Here is a 2,091-nt window from a genome sequence, read left to right on the forward strand (position 1 = left end):
GTTCCGTGCTGGCCTGCGAACGACAGCCCGGGGAGGTCCTCGGCCGTGCCCGAGGACCGCACCGCGACAGGCGGCCCGCCGAGGGTCGCGAGGGCCGCGGCGATCGACTCGCGCAGGCCCGGCGCGAGCGGCGCGGCCGCGATCGCCTCCCGGAAGCGCGAAGCGTCCGCGATCGTGAGCGGCACCGTCTCCGTCAGCGCCGCCGTGACGCCCGCGCGCGCGGCGTGCTCGCGGTGCGCATCGGCCGGCACCACGAAGAACGGCGGTACCGGCATGCCGGCGGCGGCCGCCCGCGCGAGCACGGCCGCCTTCGGCCCCGCCGCCTCGGTGTCCGCCTCGCCCTGCGTCAGCACGCGGAGCTCGTCCACTCGGCCCCCTTCGAGCGCTGGACAGGAGTGTAGCGTGCGCGAAGCGGTGATGCGCCGCGGGCGCGGGCAGGGAATACTGACGGTATGGCCTGCCGCACCGTCACATTCAGGATCCCCGCACTGTCTCCCGCCCAGGTCTCGTGCCCCGGGTGCGCGGAGCGCGTCTGCGCGGCGGTACGGGCCGTGCCGGGGGTGCAGTCCGTCGCGTGCGACGCCTCGGCGGCCTCGGTCGAGGTGTGCTGGGACGCCGACCTCGTCACCGCCGACGAGATCGACGCCGCGCTCGCGAGGGCGGCCCACGAGGCGGCGGGCGGCATCGAGCATGCGGCGTACCGCCTCAGCGGCCTCGATTGACCCGACTGCGCGCGGGCCGTGGCCAAGTCCGCAGGGCAGGTCGAGGGCGTGCTCTTCGCCGACGTGAACTTCGCGAGCGGCACGCTGCTCATCGAGCACGAGGCCGGCTCCTCACCGCTGGCGGCCGTGGAGGCGGTGGTGCGCGCGAGCGGCCACGGCATCGAGCCGCTCGAGCGCGGCAGGCGCGCTCCGCAGGCGCCCGAGGACGCGGGCGTCGAGGCGTGGCTCGCGCGGCACCGGTTCGAGCTGGCCGCGGCGGCCGGCGGCGTGCTGATGGCGCTCGCGTGGCTCGTGCGCCTCGCCGCGGCGCCGGAGTGGGCGAGCGCGGCGCTCTACGCGGCCGCTGCGGCCGCGTCGGGCACGGTGACGGTGCGGCGCGCGCTCGTGTCGCTCCGCGCCCGCGTGCTCGACATGAACGTGCTCATGACCGTCGCCGCGCTCGGCGCGATGGCGATCGGTGAGTGGTCCGAGGCGGCGATGGTGGTGTTCCTCTTCGCGGTCGGCGGCATGCTCGAGTCCCGCGCGCTCGAGCGCACGCGCAGCTCGATCCGCGACCTGATGGACCTCGCGCCGCCGACGGCGCGCGTGCTGCGCGGCGGTGAGGCCGAGGAGGTCGTCGCCGCGGACGTCGCGGTCGGCGAGCGCGTGCAGGTCCGCCCGGGCGACCGCGTGCCGCTCGACGGCGTCGTGCGCGAAGGCGCCTCGGCCGTCGACGAGTCCCCGGTCACGGGGGAGTCCGTGCCGGCGGACAAGGCGCCCGGCGACACGGTCTTCGCCGGCACGCTGAACACGAACGGCCTGCTCGAGGTCGAGGTCACCGCCGAGGCCGAGGACACCACGCTCGCGCGGATCGTGCACATGGTCGAGGAGGCGCAGGCGTCGCGCGCACCCGTACAGACGCTCGTCGAGCGCTTCACCCGCTGGTACACGCCGGCCGTCGTGTGTTCGGCGGCGCTGCTCGCTGTCGTCCCGCCCGTGCTCGCCCGCGCCGTCGGCGCCGACTGGGGCGGTGCGGAGACCTGGTTCTACCGGGCGCTCGTGCTGCTCGTGGTGTCGTGCCCGTGCGCGCTCGTGGTGTCCACGCCGGTCGCGATCGTCTCGGCCATCGGGCGCGCCACGCGCGACGGCGTGCTCGTGAAGGGCGGTGCGCACCTCGAGCGGGCGGCGCAGGCGCGCGCGATCGCGTTCGACAAGACCGGGACGCTCACGTACGGGTGCCCGGAGGTCGCGGACGTGGTCGCGCTCGCCGGCTCTCCGGCGCCCGACGTGCTCGAGACCGCTGCCGCGCTCGAGGTGCACTCGGCGCATCCGCTCGCCCGCGCGGTGATGCGCGCGGCCTCCTCGACGATCTTCGGGTTGCGCGTGCAGC

The 2,091-nt window shown here is 76.2% G+C and carries 3 protein-coding genes; 2 read left to right on the forward strand and 1 reads right to left on the reverse strand.

Annotation, left to right across the window (positions count from 1 at the left end; genetic code table 11):
• On the reverse strand, window positions 1–566 hold a 566-nt coding region (locus FDZ70_09695), incomplete at its 3' end, for a hypothetical protein (protein TLM69552.1).
• On the opposite strand from FDZ70_09695, the gene FDZ70_09700 reads away from it, so the two are divergent.
• Together FDZ70_09700 and cadA are read left to right on the forward strand one after the other, a co-directional pair.
• Window positions 453–722, forward strand: coding sequence for a heavy-metal-associated domain-containing protein (locus FDZ70_09700; protein ID TLM69550.1), 270 nt, complete (start codon window positions 453–455; stop codon window positions 720–722). The genes FDZ70_09695 and FDZ70_09700 overlap by 114 nt on opposite strands.
• 18 nt (window positions 723–740) lie before the next feature.
• The coding region (gene cadA / locus FDZ70_09705) for a cadmium-translocating P-type ATPase (GenBank protein ID TLM69551.1) at window positions 741–2,091 on the forward strand (1,351 nt) is incomplete at its 3' end.

It is taken from the genome of Actinomycetota bacterium (assembly GCA_005774595.1).
In the GTDB taxonomy this organism is placed as follows: Bacteria; Actinomycetota; Coriobacteriia; order Anaerosomatales; family D1FN1-002; genus D1FN1-002.

Bases quoted from the DNA above. Each gene is read 5' to 3' on its own strand.
- FDZ70_09700 (TLM69550.1), top strand. From the start codon at position 453: ATGGCCTGCCGCACCGTCACATTCAGGATCCCCGCACTGTCTCCCGCC.